This window comes from Streptomyces sp. NPDC001941, assembly GCF_040296945.1.
GTDB lineage: Bacteria > Actinomycetota > Actinomycetes > Streptomycetales > Streptomycetaceae > Streptomyces.
This window is the reverse complement of sequence record NZ_JBEOYE010000029.1, coordinates 1-14,148: the sequence shown is the minus strand read 5'-3', so window position 1 is coordinate 14,148 and position 14,148 is coordinate 1. Positions and strand designations below refer to the sequence as shown.

The 14,148-nt window shown below is 73.6% G+C and carries 13 protein-coding genes; 6 read left to right on the top strand and 7 right to left on the bottom strand.

From position 1 onward, the window contains the following. The first annotated feature begins 103 nt into the window (after nt 1–103). Nucleotides 104–769: a response regulator transcription factor gene (locus tag ABT160_RS20430; protein ID WP_351649098.1), complete on the top strand. Its 666-nt coding sequence runs from the start codon at nt 104–106 to the stop codon at nt 767–769. Further along, nucleotides 766–1,956, top strand: coding sequence for a sensor histidine kinase (locus tag ABT160_RS20425; RefSeq protein ID WP_351649097.1), 1,191 nt, complete (start codon nt 766–768; stop codon nt 1,954–1,956). The genes ABT160_RS20430 and ABT160_RS20425 overlap by 4 nt, the downstream gene beginning before the upstream one ends. 97 nt (nt 1,957–2,053) lie before the next feature. On the opposite strand, the gene ABT160_RS20420 is transcribed toward ABT160_RS20425, so the two are convergent. The 4 genes from ABT160_RS20420 to ABT160_RS20405 form a co-directional block, all read right to left on the bottom strand. Beyond that, nucleotides 2,054–2,650, bottom strand: a complete 597-nt coding sequence (locus ABT160_RS20420) for a hypothetical protein (RefSeq protein WP_351649096.1) — start codon at nt 2,648–2,650, stop codon at nt 2,054–2,056. Nucleotides 2,651–2,820: 170 nt separating this feature from the next. Beyond that, a complete protein-coding gene (locus tag ABT160_RS20415) occupies nt 2,821–4,557 on the bottom strand; it encodes a CocE/NonD family hydrolase (protein ID WP_351649095.1) in 1,737 nt (578 codons plus the stop codon). A 397-nt stretch (nt 4,558–4,954) separates the two neighbouring features. After that, a complete protein-coding gene (locus ABT160_RS20410) occupies nt 4,955–5,431 on the bottom strand; it encodes a DUF6924 domain-containing protein (protein WP_351649094.1) in 477 nt (158 codons plus the stop codon). Between the two features lie 92 nt (nt 5,432–5,523). After that, nucleotides 5,524–6,045 (bottom strand): GNAT family N-acetyltransferase, encoded by a 522-nt coding sequence (locus ABT160_RS20405; RefSeq protein WP_351649093.1) that lies wholly within the window; start codon nt 6,043–6,045, stop codon nt 5,524–5,526. Nucleotides 6,046–6,200: 155 nt separating this feature from the next. Between ABT160_RS20405 and ABT160_RS20400 the strand changes: the two genes are divergently transcribed. Next, on the top strand, nt 6,201–7,301 hold the full coding sequence (locus ABT160_RS20400) for a DUF5954 family protein (RefSeq protein WP_351649092.1): 1,101 nt from the start codon (nt 6,201–6,203) through the stop codon (nt 7,299–7,301). A 38-nt stretch (nt 7,302–7,339) separates the two neighbouring features. On the opposite strand, the gene ABT160_RS20395 is transcribed toward ABT160_RS20400, so the two are convergent. Next, complete coding sequence (locus tag ABT160_RS20395) at nt 7,340–8,515, bottom strand: glycosyltransferase family 4 protein (RefSeq protein ID WP_351649091.1); 1,176 nt, start codon at nt 8,513–8,515, stop codon at nt 7,340–7,342. Between the two features lie 31 nt (nt 8,516–8,546). Then, complete coding sequence (locus ABT160_RS20390) at nt 8,547–9,887, bottom strand: hypothetical protein (RefSeq protein ID WP_351649090.1); 1,341 nt, start codon at nt 9,885–9,887, stop codon at nt 8,547–8,549. Between the two features lie 143 nt (nt 9,888–10,030). Between ABT160_RS20390 and ABT160_RS20385 the strand changes: the two genes are divergently transcribed. The 3 genes from ABT160_RS20385 (at nt 10,031) to ABT160_RS20375 (ending at nt 13,889) form a co-directional block, all read left to right on the top strand. Next, the gene (locus tag ABT160_RS20385) at nt 10,031–11,227 is read left to right on the top strand and encodes a sensor histidine kinase (protein ID WP_351649089.1); all 1,197 of its coding nucleotides are present in this window, start codon (nt 10,031–10,033) and stop codon (nt 11,225–11,227) included. After that, entirely contained in the window at nt 11,224–11,925 is a 702-nt protein-coding gene (locus ABT160_RS20380; protein ID WP_351649088.1) for a response regulator, read from the top strand. The genes ABT160_RS20385 and ABT160_RS20380 overlap by 4 nt, the downstream gene beginning before the upstream one ends. 221 nt (nt 11,926–12,146) lie before the next feature. Then, the gene (locus ABT160_RS20375; protein WP_351649087.1) at nt 12,147–13,889 is read left to right on the top strand and encodes a VanW family protein; all 1,743 of its coding nucleotides are present in this window, start codon (nt 12,147–12,149) and stop codon (nt 13,887–13,889) included. 30 nt (nt 13,890–13,919) lie between these two features. Here the strand turns inward: ABT160_RS20375 and ABT160_RS20370 are convergent. Then, the coding region (locus ABT160_RS20370) for a hypothetical protein (protein WP_351649086.1) at nt 13,920–14,148 on the bottom strand (229 nt) is incomplete at its 5' end.

Sequence of the window (14,148 nt, the reverse complement as noted above, 5' to 3'; positions counted from 1 at the left end):
CTGCCCCGCACGGTCCGACGAGGACCAAACACCGTTCAAATGCGACCTCTGGTACAGATGGGACGAGGGGGGCTCGGTATTCCCGCGGAACACATGGACGGCAATGCGCGTACTGATCGTCGAGGACGAGGAATTCATGGCCGAGGTCATCGAGATGGGGCTGCGCCGCGAGGGCATCTCCGTCGACGTGGCCCACGACGGGGCGGTGGCCCTGGAGAAGGCCGCCGTCAACGACTACGACATCGTCGTCCTGGACCGCGACCTCCCCGAGGTGCACGGCGACGAGGTGTGCCGTCGGCTGGTCGCCGACTGCCCGGACGTACGGATCCTGATGCTGACCGCCGCCGGGCGGCTCGGCGACAAGGTGACGGGGCTCGGCCTGGGCGCGGACGACTACCTCCCCAAGCCCTTCGACTTCCCCGAGCTGGTGGCCCGGCTGCGCGCCCTGTACCGGCGTACGACCCCGGCCCACGCGCCGATGCTGCGGTACGCCGACCTGACCTTCGACACGCACCGGCGCCGGGTGGAGCGCGCGGGCCGCGAGGTCAGGCTCACCCCGAAGGAGCTGGCCGTCCTCGAGCTGCTGATCCGCGCGGACGGCGGGGTCATCAGCTCGGAGGAACTGCTGGAGAAGGCGTGGGACGAGGCGGCCGACCCGTTCACCAACGCGGTGCGCCTGGTGATCCACACCCTGCGCAAGAAGCTCGGGGAGCCGGCGCTGCTGCACACCGCCGTGAGCGCCGGCTACTACCTGGCCGAACAGCCGTGAGGCACCCCCGCAGACTGAGCATCCACACCCGGCTGGTCGCGGGGTTCGCGGTGGTGCTGCTCGTCACCGGGGTGCTGATGGTAACGGCCGTGTACCTCGGCGTGCGGTACCTGCCCACGTACGACCTGTCCGTCCCACTGTCGTCCGTCACACCGCAGGCGGTTCCCGGACTGCCTCGCGAGCACGTCCCCCCGGGCACGGACCTGGACCCGCGGCAGGGCGAGCGCTACGCGCGCACGGCGGTCGTCCGGACCAAGGAGGACGTCTGGTCCACCGTGCTGATGGTGTCGGTGGGCGGCTCGGCGATCGCCGCGGGGCTCGGCCTGCTCGGCGGCTGGTACTGGTCGCGGCGGCTGCTCGCACCGCTGCACACCATCAACCGGGCCGCCTCCCGCGCGGGCGAGGGGGACCTGGCGTACCGCATCAACGCCGAGGGCCCGGACGACGAGCTGAAGCAGCTTGCCGACACCTTCGACGACACGCTGGCCCGCCTGGAGCGCTCCTTCGAGGCGCACCAGCGGTTCGCGGCGAACGCCTCCCACGAGCTGCTCACCCCGCTCGCGACCACGCGCACGGCACTGCAGATCGCCGCGCAGGACCCCGAGGGGCGCGAGTTCGCCCGGCTCCTGCCGAAGCTCCAGGCGACGAACGACCGCAGCATCGACATCGTGCACGGGCTGCTCCAGCTCGCGGGCGCCGAGCACTCCAGGCCCGAGTTCGGGACCGTCGACCTGACGGAGCTCGCCGGACGGGCCTGCCGGGAGTCCGCCGCCACCGCGCGGGCGCGCGGGCTGCGCCTGGAGTCCGACCTCGACGGGGACCTGCTGGTGACCGGAAACCCGGTCCTGCTGGGCCAGTTGCTGCGCAACCTGCTCGACAACGCGCTGACGTACAACGTGACGGACGGCTGGGTGCGCGTCGCAGCCTTCGCCTCGGACGGCACGACCCTCGAAGTGTCGAACTCCGGGGCCCGGTTGGAGGCCGAGCACGTGGACCGCATGTTCGAGCCGTTCTACCGGCGCGCCTCACGGGTGCACAGCGACCGCAGCGGCCACGGCCTGGGCCTGGCCATCGCCGAGGGCATCGTGCGCGCGCACCACGGGACCATCACGGCGACGGCGAACGCCGACGGCGGGGTGACGATCCGGGTGGTCCTGCCCACCGCCGAGGACCTGTTCGCCCCATAGGACCTGTCGGCCCCGTAGGACCCTGTCTGCCCTTGAGGGCCCGTACCGGCCCGTAGGACCTGTACCGGCCCGTGGTCACCGGCGCCGGGCCACACACTCACGGGCCGGGGAAGTCCGGGTCCGAGGCGAGCAAGACCCTTGCGCGGTCGGTGAGTTCGCCCCCGGACTTACCGGTGAGCGCCGTCATGAGGCCGTCGCGGCGGGCGGCCTTGAGGTGGTCGCGGACCGTCTGCGGGCTGCGGCCGATCCGTTCGGCGAGCCAGGGCACGGGCGCGCGGACGCCCCGGCGGGCGAGGTCGTCGTACAGCCCGCACAGCCGCGCGAGGTAGCGGTCGGAGACGCCCTCGGCCGCGAGGACGTCGCCGGTGCGGGTGGCGAGGTCCTCCAGGCGTTCGGAGGCGATCCGCCACGGCGGGGCCTGCGGGGCGAGCGCCTGGGCGCGCCGGACCGCGCCCGCGATGTCCAGGCGGCGCAGGACGGTCGAGGAGATGCCTCGCCGGACCTCTCCCGGTGGCGCGTCCTCGACGGCCGTGACGGTGAGCCGCTGGGGGCCGCCCGCGATCGCGCCCTCCGGCCACCACATCCGGACCAGCCAGTTGCCCTGGAAGACACCCACCTCGACGCCGTCACCGGGCGACTCCCGCTCCCGTACGCCGTTCGCCGCTTCGGTCGTCGTCTCTCCTGTGCGTCCCATGGCGCGAACCTATGCCCGTCCCCCCAGGGTGGTCAACTGGGTGGACGCTACGACCGGGACCGGCGGTGCCATGATGGGAACGCCCCGTGGGGCGCGCCCGCTACCATCGGGCGCGCCCCACGGACGCGTTCGGCACGCCGCCGGTGCTGTCGGGCCGGCGGCTCCACGGATCAGCCCAGCGGCAGGTCCAGGAACGAGCCGTCGCCGCGCGGCGAGCTGACCTCGATGCCGCCGCCCTCACCGTTGGCGTCGGTGTAGAACTGGTCCTTGGTGTCGATCGCCAGCATCACGCGGTGCCCCTTGGGCACGTCGTAGCCCGTGAACTGGAGCTTCACATTGGCCTTCACCGGCTTGCCCGCCTCACCCCGGTGCGTGAACGGGGCGTGCGTGATCATCTTCGCCGTGCCGTCGGGGGCGACGTCGAGCAGGTGGGCGACGAACGAGGAGTCGTCGGTCTTCGGCGTGTACGTCAGGTGCAGGCGCGGGGTGCCCCGCAGCCGGGTCTTCAGCAGCATCGGGCCGCTGGTCCACACGCCCGCGTCGGCGCGGTTGACCTCACCGGTCGGATAGGTCATGGGCTTGCCGGCCATCTCGTCGTAGCCGCCGACGATGATGCCCTTGGCCACGGCCAGCGGGGTGTCCGTGCCCGTCTTGAAGCCGATGGACCAGCCGGTGTCGGGCAGCAGGCCGAGGCCGCCGTCCGTACCGCCGTTCTTGCCGCGCAGGTGCATCCGCATCCCGCCCGTCGTGAACTGCTTGAACTTGGCCTTCTCCTCCGGCTTCCGGGACTTCCACATGGCCTTGCTGGAGATCTCGGACTTCTCGATGCCGTTGTCGACGCCCTTGAGGAAGTGCGCGAACCACTGGTGCGCGTCGCCCCAGACCCGGTTGGGCAGGCCGAGCAGGCCCGACATCTCCGGGCTGGAGTGGTCGCCGACGGACATGTCGATGCGCTTGGGCCCGGTGAGCTTGTCGAACGTCTCGGTCGCCTGGTTGCCGGGGAACAGGGTCTCGTGCCAGGCCTGGGCGTAGAAGACCGCCACGCCACGGGCGTTGAGCTTGTCCACGTGGGTGCGCGGGGAGCGCTCGCGCGCCCACTCCAGGGTGGCCGGGATGTTGCGACCGGCGAGCACGTCGTCGAAGGCCTGCCGGGTGCGCGGGCTCAGCCGGGCGTTCTTGGCGGCGCCCAGCAGGGCCTGCACGGAGGCGGTGTGGATCGTGCCGTTCTCGAGGAACGCCTCGCCGAGGTCGCCCCAGGTGCTCAGCGACGCGACGGCGTTGACGCGGGTGTCGTGCGCCGCGACCAGCTGGCTGATGCCGGAGCCGTACGAGTCGCCCAGGAAGCCCACCTTCTGCGGCTGGCGTCCGGTCTTGGCGATCAGGAAGTCGAGGGCCTTGGAGCCGTCCTGGACGTCGAGGGGGCCGGCCACCTCGACCATCCCCTCGGACTTGGCGAAGCCGCGCGGGGCGTACGCGAGGACGTCGTAGCCCTCCAGGGCGAACTTGGTGGCCTGGGCGACGTACGCGGTCCAGCCCATGTCCGCCCAGGGAGCGGGCATCACGATGGCGGGCCGGCGCTTGTTGCCGCCGTGCGTCCAGGCGAACCCGTCGAGCATGTCGCCCTGGGCGCCCGGGACCCGTACCCGCCCCATGAAGCCCAACTTGGCCTTGGCTTCCGCAATTTCGCGCGCCAGGTCGCCGGACAGGCCGGCGGTGTCACCGGACTCCAGCGCGGCCGCGAAGCGCTCCAGCATCGCCTGGTCGGCCTTGCCGGGGAGCCAGGAGGCGACGGCGGAGTCGTCGGCCGCGGGCTGGGCCGCCTGGGCGCCGGGGGTGACGGCGCCGAGCAGCAGGGCGGTGGAAGCGGTCAGGGCGGCGGCGCCGACCAGCTTGTGACGGAGGGACAAGACCTTCTCCTCAGGGAGTGGGTGGGGAAGTCGCCCCTCCCTGGCCGGACATCGTTGTCAGCCTGCGGTGAGGAGCGGGAACGGGAATGATCATGCACACTCCTACCTGCGGTAACGCGGGGACCAAAGTCCCATAACGGAACGACCAACGGCCCCTGTCGCGGTGGAAATCGCCGTGGGTGACAGGGGCCGTCGGCTCCGACATGGCTGGTTTCAGGGCGTTCTGGCGCTCCCTCAGGGGACCTTCGGCCCTGGGCGACGGTGTCCGGTCGTACACCCCCCGGCACGAGAGCGACCCTTGCGGCGACTGGGGCATGGCTCGATGCACGACCAGGACGGGGTGCGGCGCTTTCCGGCCACTACATATCTGTGATCGACAGGGTGGCGCAATCGCGCCTCAGACGGACCGGTAGATGCCCTCGGGGTCCTCGCCTGCGGACTCCGCGAACTCCTCGAATCCGATGTTGCCGGTGCTCAGGTTGGCGTGGACGTCGTGCACCCCGGCGGGCGTGGTACGGAACTCGCGCCCGAACCGGACGAGTTGTTCGTAGTCCTCCTCGTCCACGCACTCCTCCCGGGTCAGCGTCGTGACCGCGAGCAGCGGGTGGTGGTCGCCGTCCATGCTGGCGCGGTCGGCGAGGAAGACCACCGGCAGCTCCTCGTCGTCGGAGAGCGCCGTGACCACCTCGTCGGCCGTCGCCCCCGACCAGACGGGGTCGTCGACGAGGTGGACGCACGCCTCGAACAGGCCGTCGCCCCAGGGTTGCGCCAGCGCCTCCGTGATGTCCCGCCAGGCCTGTTCGTCCCCGTACGACGTCCTGACCACCAGGGCGTCGAACTCCTCGCGTCCCGTGACCTCGGGCAGCGCGCTCATGCCTTCTCCTCTTTCCTCACCGTGCGTCGTCCTTCCCCACCGCGACCGGCCGTCGGCCGGGGGCCTGCTCGCCCTGCGGGGCCCGGAGGCCGTCACCCGCGCAGCACGCGCCGCGCGAGCAACTGGCCCGGCCACGCGTCCTCACCGACCGTGAAGGACTCGGTGCGGTCGAAGCCGTTGCGCTCGTAGTAGCCGACCAGCTTCCCGTCGTCGCCCGCGTAGCAGTCCACGCGCAACAGGTCCACGCCCGCCCGCCGGGTCTCCTCGGCGGCGTGGGCGAGCAGCGCGGACCCGGCGCCGAGCCCCTTGAAGCGGCGGTCGGTCGCGAGCAGGTGGACGTAGCGCTCGGGCTCGTCCGCGGGCGCCAGGTAGCCGCCGGGCCCGTCGGTCAGCGTGAGCGTGGCCGCCGGGACGCCGTCCACCTCGGCGAAGTACGGAGTGCCCTCGGTGGCGTACTTGCGCACCATGGCCACGGCCTTCTCGCTCCGCGACCACGGCTCGGTGCCCCACTGACGGGTGCGCCCCCGCGAGACCAGCCACTCCACCGCACTGTCGAGCAGGGAGAGGATCAGGGGCGCGTCCCCGGGGCCGCCGGCGCGGATCGTGATCGTCATGACCCCATCATGCACACCGGCGTTCGCCCCTCCGCAACCCCGTTCGGAAGGGCTCTCTACCAGGTGCGCCGCCCCCGTGGGGGCGCAATACACCTAATGACGGCGAATCACGGATTGGTCCCTGCCGCGGGCGCCGCGCTCGTCAGGATGGGCGCATGGACCAGGAGCACGCGGGACCCGAGGCCTCACGCCCGTTGGTGGTGCGGCTGCCGGTGGAGCCGGTGGAAGCGGCCGTGGAGGCGGACGCGCTCGACGCGGCCGCGCGCACCCACGCGGTGGCGGTACGCGGCCCCGTCTTCGGGGTGGCCGCGCGGCGCGGGGGCGGGACCCGGTGGCGGGTGGTGGTGCCGCTGACCGCCGCCTGCGGGCAGGAGGCCCGCGACAGCCTCAACTCGCACCTGTGGTTCCGTGCCAAGGACGAGGCCCGGGACCGCGCGGAGCGGGCCGCGCTGCTCGCGGCGGTCGCCCGGCTCGAATCGGAGCGGATCGACGAACTCACCGTGGAAGGGCGCGTGTTCAGGGTCGTACGGGCCGAGGAGTACGCGGCCACGGGCGCGTTCGGCATCGAGCTGCCCCGTCCGACCGACCCCGAGCCGCTGCGCCCCGACTGGGCGCGCTCCACCACGTCCCGTGACGTCGACCAGGGGCTCGTCCTGGACATGGACGCCCCGGTGCGCCCGTCGCAGGCGGCCGAGATGCTGGCGCTGCGCGACCTCTGCTACAGCGGGGCGCGCTTCCCCGCCGATGTGCTCGACGACTCGCGCGCGGCGGTGGACACGCACCCCGACGTGCTGCTGCTCCCGGCGACGTTCGCGGTGATGGAGCAGGACGGCGAGGGGTGGAAGCCGTACAGCGGTCCGCACCCCAGCGCCCACGAGGCCCGCAAGTCGCTGGACTTCGCCCTGACCTGGATGCAGCCGCGGCTGCACGGCCTGATCCCCGTGTCGGGCGACCCGGGCGCCGACGCCCGGACGTTCACCGCGGGCGACCGCGCGGCGGCGGTGCGGCTGGCGGCGTACGCGCAGGCCGCCGACCGGTTGCGCGCGGGGCGGGTCAACCAGCTGGACTTCCAGGGGACGGTGTACCGCGTCGCGCGCACCCGCAGGCTGGTGCGCTGGGGCCCGGACGGCCCCGAGGGGCCGCGCCGCTCGGACCCGGACAGCCACGAGCCCTGCCGGTTGCACCCGCCGATGGACGAGGACGGGAAGGTGCTGCCGGAGCCCGAGGCAGGAGAAGGGGAAGGGGAAGGCGACTGAGGCAGGGCACTCTTCCTGGCGCGGAGAACCCTGCCGCCTCAGGGGTGCCCCGCCCGGCTCCGGCCGGCCAGGAGGCCGTCCAGGGTCGTGTACGTGTGCTCCCAGGACCACGCCTCGCGGACCCAGGCCCGCCCCGCGGCGCCCATCGCGCGGGCCCGGCCCGGGTCGAGCAGCAGCCGCGTGAGGCGGTCGGCCACCGCCGCCACCGAGGTGCCGTCGACGACGTGGCCGGTCACGCCCTCCCGTACCGTGTCCGGCGCGCCGCCCGAGTCGCCCGCCACCACCGGGAGCCCGGCCGCGGCGGCCTCCAGGTAGACGATCCCGAGCCCTTCGACCTCCAGGCCCTTCCTGCGCGTCCGGCACGGCATGGCGAAGGCGTCGGCGGCGGCGTAGAACGGCGGCATCCGGCCGTGCGGGTGGCCGCCCGCGAAGAACACCGCGTCCAGGACGTCCTCCTGCGCCGCGAGCCGCCGCAGCTCCGGCGCGTACGGCCCGTCGCCGACCAGCAGCAGCGCCGCGTCCGGAACCACCCTGCGGATCCAGGGCAGGGCCCTGATCAGGGTGTCCTGGCCCTTGCGCGGCACCAGCCGGGCCGCGCAGAGCACCACGGGCCGTTCCCCGAGGCCGTACCGGGCGCGGATCCCGGCGGCCTCCGGCCCGAGGGAGCGCGCGCCGAACGCGTCGGCGTCCACGCCGGGGGCGAGCCGGGCGAGACGCGTGCCGGGGGCCAGCGCGGACCGCAGCGGGCGGGCGGTGCCCTCCCCCAGGCAGGTGACGACGTCCGCCCCCGCGCCGATCCTGCGCAGCAGCGCGCGCGTCCCGGGCGTGCGGGCCCACCACACCTCGTGGCCGTGCGTGGTGGCGACGACGGTACGGACGTCCGCTTCCCGCCGCAGCCGGCCGGCCATGAGCCCGAGCGGCGCGGCGGCGCCGAACCACACCCGGTCGCAGCCGAAGCGCCGCGCGGTGGCGACGGCGAGGGCGGTGGCGGCGGGGGTGGGGAGCAGGGTGCGGGCGGTGTGGCGGACCACAGGGTAGGGCAGTGCGGCGTCCGACTCCGGGGCCCCGGGTTCCGCCGAGGTGAGGACGACGACCCGGTCGGGCGGGAAACGGTCGGCGACCTCGCGGACGAAGGTCTCGATGCCGCCCTGCCGGGGCGGGAAGTCGTTGGTGACGACGAGGGTACGGGGCGGGAAGTCGGTCGGGCGGGTCACGCGGGGGTCCTCTCGGGATCGGTCGGGCGGGTCACGCGGGGGTCCTCTCGGGAGCCGGGGGGCATGCGCGGGGCGCGATGGGTTTCGGTGCGGGGAGGCGGGGGCGGCCAGGGCGCGCGGTCGGCCCCGGGAGTTCTCGTACGTACGCGACGGGTACAGCACCCGGCCGCAGCGTCGTCGCCCACAGCACGAACGGGTAGACCAGGTAGCCGAAGCGGGTGGCGGGCATCAGACACATCGCCAGGCCGAGTCCGAGCGCGAGGCGCCGGGACGCGGCGGCGCCCGTCGCGGGTGGCCGCAGGACCAGGGAGAGCCCGACCACCAGCGCCGACCCGGCCAGCAGGGCGAGGGCGAGGGTGCGGCCGCCGGGGAGCCAGGTGGCCAGCAGGTACCCGGGCAGCGGGCTGGCCGCGGGCGAGGTGGTGCCGGTCAGGCCGAGGGGGAAGGCGACGGCGTTCGCGTAGAAGCTCCCGGGGTGGGCCAGGGCCACGGGCAGCACCACCGCCAGTGGCGGCACCAGGGCGACCAGCGCGCAGCGCAGGGCCGGTCGCGCTCCCCCGCGTACGGCGACCAGGGCGACCGCCACCGGAAGCGCGGGCCAGGCCGTCCACTTGAGCGCGCAGGCGGCGCCGAGCGCGAGCCCCGCGAGGCCGGGCCCGCGGCGGTCGGCGAGGGTGAGGCCGAGGCAGAGCAGTCCGGCCACCGGCAGGTCGACCCCGCCGACGGCGAGCGACAGGGCGACCAGGGGGCAGGCGAGGACGTACGGCACGAGTCCCGGACGGCCGCTCGCCCCGGCGCCCACCCGGCCGTTCGCCCCGGCGCCCACCCGGACCGTCATCAGCAGCGTCACCGCGAACACCCCGCCCGTCCACCAGCGGGCGTCCCCGGGCAGCGCGCCGAAGAGGGCCATCCCGGGCAGGTAGGGGTTGAACTCGGCTACGGCGCGCGGCACTTCGACGTACGGGCTCGCGGTGCTCAGCAACAGGTCCCCGGAGCGTTCGACGACCTCCACCTCCAGCTGCCCCTTGCCGAGGACCACCAGGACGAGGAGGGGCAGCACCGCCGATCCCAGCAGGGCCAGGAGGACGGGCGTGGCCGGGAGCAGCCGACCCTCGGGTACGCCCTCTCGCGCCCGCGCCCCTCTTCGGGCCACCAGCGCGGCGGCCGCGTACCCGGTGGCCGCGCACCACCCCCAGATCCGGTGCGGCGCCAGGTCGGTGAGCACCGCCAGGCCCGCGGCGGCGACGGCGCAACCGGCCCACGCCCGGGGTTCCCAGCGGTGCGGTGCGGAGGTCGCGGAGGTCACGTCCATCGCCGTCGCGCTCATCGAGGTAGTCGAGGTCGTCGCGCTCGTCACGCTCATCGAGGTCATGCTCACCGAGGCTAGGAATCCGCAGCTCAGCGGGCGTCAACCGACGGTTCGCAGCTCCGGCTCAACCCGTGGTACGACAAGCGCCCGGGATCTCCGCCCGTGCGGTGACGCGCGCCGCCCGTGCGCCCCGCACCATGGAGGACATGCGCACGACCGCCTCCCAGTTCGCCCAGCGACTACGCCGCCTGACCGCCGCCCCCGCCTATCCGTGGGTCACCGGCGCCGCCCTCACCCTGGGCGCGGGTGTCGAACTCGTCTTCTTCCCCGAGTCCGTGACCACGGCGGTGGGCGTGCTGCTGTCCTCGGCGTCGCTCATGTGGCGGCGGGCCTGCCCGCCGGTGGCGGTGCTGACGGTGGCGGCGGCGATGGTGGGGTTCGCGGCCGACCTCAACCTGTCGGTGTCGAGCATTGTCAGCGGGCTGATGGGCCTGTACGCGCTGGGGCGCTACCGGGTGCACCACCCGGCCGTGGTGGTGGCGGGCGGTGTGCTCGCCTCCGTCGCGGTCAACCTGGTGCACATCAACGCCTGGTCGGAGCTGGACCTGCCGGTGCCGGTGATGGGCGAGAACGGGTCGCTCGGGCTGTTCGCCGAGGCCTTCGTCCTGGGGGTCACGGTCCTGGGGGCGGTCCTCATGGGGGACGCGGTGCGGGCCCGCGAGGAGACCCGGCGCGAACGCGACCTGGCCCAGGCGCGGTTGATAGCGATGGAGCGACAGCGCGCGGCACAGTCCGAACGGGCCGCGATCGCCCGGGAGTTGCATGACATCGTGGCGCACTCGGTGTCGATGATCGCGGTGCAGGCGGAGAGCGCCACCTACACCGTCAAGGGCCTGACGCCGGACGCCCGCGAGGGGTTCCAGCAGATCGCGGGGACGGCACGGTCGTCGATGGCCGAGCTGCGCCGGCTGCTCGGGGTGCTGCGCGCGCCGCAGGGCGAGGAGGGCGCCGCGCTCACCGCGCCACAGCCGACCCTGGAGCACCTGCCCGAACTCCTGGGCCAGCACCGGGCGGTGGGCGGGGACGCGGAGGTGCGGGTGTCCGGGGAGCCGGTCGCGCTGCCCGCGGCCTGGGAGCTGTCGGCGTACCGGATCGTGCAGGAGGCGCTGACCAACGTGCGCAAGCACGCGCCGGGAGCCCGTACGGTGGTGAAGATCGATTACGGGGCCGGGCAGCTGCTCTCGCTGCGGATCGCCGATGACGGGCCGGGGCCCGCGCACCCCCCGGGCACGGGCCACGGGCTCGCGGGGATGCGCGAGCGGGCGGCCCTGGTGGGCGGGCGGCTGAGCGCGGGCCCGGGCGAGGACGGAGGATTCGTGGTGGAGGCCGAGCTGCCGTGGTGAGCGCCGAGCACGTCGACGGGGGACGGACAATCAGGGCCCTGGTGGCGGACGACCAGGCGGTGGTGCGGACCGGGTTCGTGAACCTGCTCTCCACGCAGGACGACATCGAGGTCGTCGGGGAGGCCGCGGACGGGGCCGAGGCGGTGGAGGTGGCCGCGCGCACCCGCCCCGACCTGGCACTCCTCGACATCCGGATGCCGCGCAAGAACGGCATCGAGGCGGCCCGCGAGATCCTCGCCGCCTCGGACGGGCGGACGCGGGTGCTGATGCTCACCACCTTCGACCTCGACGAGTACGTGTACGACGCGCTGGCGGCCGGGGCGGGCGGCTTCCTGCTGAAGGACGCCACGTTCCCCGAACTCCTGCACGCGGTGCGGGTGGTGGCCGCCGGGAGCGCGCTGCTGGCGCCCGACGTGACGAAGCGGCTGATCGCGCGCTTCGTGCGCACCAGGCCCGTACCGCTGCCGGCGCCGGACGTGGACGGCCTCACCGCGCGCGAGGCGCAGGTGCTCACGCTGATCGCGCAGGGGCTCTCGAACGCGGAGATCTCCGAGCGGCTGACCATCACCGACCACACGGTGAAGACCCACATCAACCGGCTGTTCGCCAAGTGCGGCGTGCGCGACCGGGCACAGGCCGTGATCCTGGCGTACGAGACGGGGCTGGTCCGGGCGGGCACCGGCCCGTCGGGTGTGTGAAGGCCCACCCCGCGAAGGGCCGCGGGGTGGAGTCCGGACGGGTCCGGACGGGTCCGGGCAGACTGGTGACACGTGCAATCCATACACAAACCGGCCACCGAGAGTGACCGAAAGGGCCGTTTCCGACTTCACAAGGTGACCGAATTCTGCACCTTATTGCTCAGTTATGCGCAAGTTGCTACCTTCGCAACATCCTGCACCGCCACGACCCGGGGAGATCCATGCGCCGAATACATCCCGCCGCCGCCACGGGCGGCGTGGTGGCCCTGGGAGTGGGCGGCCTGTACGTGGCCGGTCTGCTCTTCGCCGGTGACGAGATACCCGCGGGCACGCACGTCCGCGGCGTCGACATCGGCGGACTGAGCCAGGCCGAGGCCCGCACGAAGCTGGAGCAGGAGCACGGGACGGCCTCGGGACGGCCCCTGAAGGTGGACATCGGCGGGCGTGACGCCCAGGTCGACCCCGCCGAGGCGGGCCTGGCCCTCGACGCGGCCGGCACCGCCGAGCGCGCCGCCCGCGACACCGCGAACCCCCTCACCGTGATCGGTGGGCTCTTCGCCTCCGGCGGCGAGGTCGAGCCCGTCGTCCGCGTCGACGAGGCCAAGGCCAAGAGCGCCCTGGAGGACCTGGCCGGGAAGCACCAGCAGAAGGTCCGCGACGGGGGCGTCAGCTTCAAGGGCGGCAAGGCCTCCGAGGTCGAGGCCCGCACCGGGCGCACCCTGGACGTCGACGCCGCGCTCACCACCCTGCGCACCGCCTTCCCGGCCGCTGCGGACCGGGCGAAGACCCCCCTCGCCCTGCCGGTCAAGGAGACGAAGCCGAAGGTCGGCGCGGACGAGGCGCGCCGCGCGCTGAAGGAGTTCGGCGACCCCGCGATGTCCGGGCCGGTCACGCTGACCACCGGCGGCAAGAGCCTCACCCTCTCCCCCGGCGTGCTGGCCAGGCACCTGAGCATGGCCCCCGGTGCCGACGGCACGCTGGAGCCGAAGCTGGACTCCAAGGGGCTGCTGGCCGACCCGGCCCTCGCCGGGCAGCTCTCCGGGATCTCCACCAAGGCGACCAACGCCCGGCTCCGTCTGGACGAGGGCAAGGTCAGCGTCGTGGCCGACGGCAAGCCGGGGCAGGAGATCACCGACAAGGCGCTCGGCAAGGCGGTGCTGCCGCTGCTCACCAGGACCGGGGCCACCGCCCGTACCGCCGCGGTCGCCACCGAGCGCACCGAGCCGAAGGTGACCCGGGAGAACGCGGCCTCGCTGGGCCTCAAGGAGCAGATGTCGACCTTCACGGTCAACTTCGAGCCCGCCGAGTACCGCCGCATCAACATCGGCCGGGCGGCCGAGCTGATCAACGGCTCCGTCGTGCTGCCCGACGAGACCTGGAGCTACAACAAGACGGTCGGCGAGCGCACCAAGGCGAACGGCTTCGTCGACGGGACGATGATCCTCAACGGCCAGTACACCAAGGCCGCGGGCGGCGGTGTCTCGGCGGTCGCGACGACCATGTTCAACGCGATGTTCTTCGCCGGCGTGAAGCCGGTGGAGTACGGCGCGCACTCCTTCTACATCGAGCGCTACCCCGAGGGCCGCGAGGCCACCGTGGCGTGGGGCAGCCTGGACCTGAAGTTCAAGAACGACTCGGGCAAGGCCATTTACGTGGAGGCCAAGGCCACCGACCGCTCGGTGACGATCAGTTTCATCGGCACCAAGAAGTACGACTCGGTCGAGGCCACCAAGGGGCCGCGCACCAACGTCAAGAAGCCGTCGGAGCGGACCAACTCCAGCCCGCAGTGCGAGCCGCAGACCCCGGCCGAGGGCTTCGACGTCACGGTGCAGCGGATCTTCAAGAACGACGGCGAGGAAGTGAAGCGGGAGCCGTTCCGCACCCACTACACGCCCCGCGACAAGGTGACGTGCGAGACCCCGAAGGCCGGGGAGCAGGAGAAGCCGCCCGCCGCCCAGGAGTGAGCGGACCGGCGGGGGTGTGAGGGCCCGGCGTCAGGTCGCGACGGCCGCACCGTCCGGCACGGTGGAGGCGGTGGCGGTGGCGTCCAGGGCCGCCGCGGTCCGCTCGGCCCGCCGGACGGCCTCCCGGTAGCCCAGGCGCCGGGCCTCGGCGAGCGCCTCGCGGGTGCAGGCCCGGGCCGCCGCGGGCCCGCCGAGGGCCAGCAGTGCCTCGCCCCGGGTCAGCCGCAGCATCACGCGGCGCATGGCGGCGAGGCCGCCG

Bases quoted from the DNA above. Each gene is read 5' to 3' on its own strand.
- ABT160_RS20385 (WP_351649089.1), top strand. From the start codon at position 10,031: ATGCGCACGACCGCCTCCCAGTTCGCCCAGCGACTACGCCGCCTGACC.
- ABT160_RS20390 (WP_351649090.1), bottom strand. From the start codon at position 9,887: ATGACCTCGATGAGCGTGACGAGCGCGACGACCTCGACTACCTCGATG.
- ABT160_RS20405 (WP_351649093.1), bottom strand. From the start codon at position 6,045: ATGACGATCACGATCCGCGCCGGCGGCCCCGGGGACGCGCCCCTGATC.
- ABT160_RS20430 (WP_351649098.1), top strand. From the start codon at position 104: ATGCGCGTACTGATCGTCGAGGACGAGGAATTCATGGCCGAGGTCATC.
- ABT160_RS20420 (WP_351649096.1), bottom strand. From the start codon at position 2,650: ATGGGACGCACAGGAGAGACGACGACCGAAGCGGCGAACGGCGTACGG.
- ABT160_RS20400 (WP_351649092.1), top strand. From the start codon at position 6,201: ATGGACCAGGAGCACGCGGGACCCGAGGCCTCACGCCCGTTGGTGGTG.
- ABT160_RS20375 (WP_351649087.1), top strand. From the start codon at position 12,147: ATGCGCCGAATACATCCCGCCGCCGCCACGGGCGGCGTGGTGGCCCTG.
- ABT160_RS20410 (WP_351649094.1), bottom strand. From the start codon at position 5,431: ATGAGCGCGCTGCCCGAGGTCACGGGACGCGAGGAGTTCGACGCCCTG.